The sequence below is a fragment of the Corynebacterium tuberculostearicum genome (assembly GCF_022347235.1).
Taxonomy (GTDB): domain Bacteria; phylum Actinomycetota; class Actinomycetes; order Mycobacteriales; family Mycobacteriaceae; genus Corynebacterium; species Corynebacterium tuberculostearicum_F.
In genome coordinates this window covers 1-687 of the sequence record NZ_JAKRDX010000053.1, presented here as the reverse complement: position 1 = coordinate 687, position 687 = coordinate 1, and the positions used below count along the sequence as shown (strand labels likewise).

Genomic DNA, 687 nt, shown 5'->3' with positions numbered 1-687 from the left:
CCGACGGCACTCCTGGTGCAATCTTTCAGCTCCTGACGTCTTTGAAGCCGAGAATTCAGCTACACTGACTAGAGCAGCATAGCTAACCCCCGACGTGTCCACTTTCCGGGGGTCAGGCCCGCCCACTGGCTACCGGAAGCAGCATTCATCCATGTACCGCTGATAGCCAGTATTCGGGAGCCCTTGTCTTCGTAGCTATGTTTGGAGTTTAAGACGTCTAGCACAGCGTCGAACGGGAATTCTTTGGCGCCCTGGGTGACTTGTTCTTCCTGCTCCGGCGATAGCTCCGCGAGCATCGAAGGAATCGCAACCGCGTGAAACTCTTCTAGGCGTTTTCCAAACTGCCGATCATAGCCGTCGAACCACATGAGTTTCCCCCCAAACTATTGAGTGGATAAGTGTAGCGAAGATGCAATGAAAAGTTTGCTCTTCAGGACATCATTCGGAATAGCCCTCAAGATGGCATCACAGACAATCGCGGTAAAACGACAAATGAAGCCGAAGAGACTTTGCCACTTAGTGGTGCGCTGTCTTCTACGGCTTCATCATTACGGTATTCAATTGTCTTTGTTGTTTGGTGTCGGCGGTGACTTACTCTCCCACAACCTCCCGGTTGCAGTACCATCAGCGTGTGCAGGCTTAGCTTCCGGGTTCGGAATGGGACCGGGCGTTTCCCTGCAGCTATTG

At 52.5% G+C, this 687-nt stretch carries 1 protein-coding gene and 1 rRNA gene; both read right to left on the bottom strand.

The genetic code is table 11. The features are described from left to right. Nucleotides 1–68: 68 nt before the first annotated feature. Nucleotides 69–296 carry a hypothetical protein gene (locus MHK09_RS11640; RefSeq protein ID WP_250413616.1) on the bottom strand — a complete coding sequence of 76 codons (228 nt, stop codon included), beginning with the start codon at nucleotides 294–296 and terminating at the stop codon, nucleotides 69–71. Nucleotides 297–578: 282 nt separating this feature from the next. Continuing rightward, a 5S ribosomal RNA gene (rrf, locus tag MHK09_RS11635) occupies nucleotides 579–687 on the bottom strand; the annotation flags it as partial.

Bases quoted from the DNA above. Each gene is read 5' to 3' on its own strand.
- MHK09_RS11640 (WP_250413616.1), bottom strand. From the start codon at position 296: ATGCTCGCGGAGCTATCGCCGGAGCAGGAAGAACAAGTCACCCAGGGC.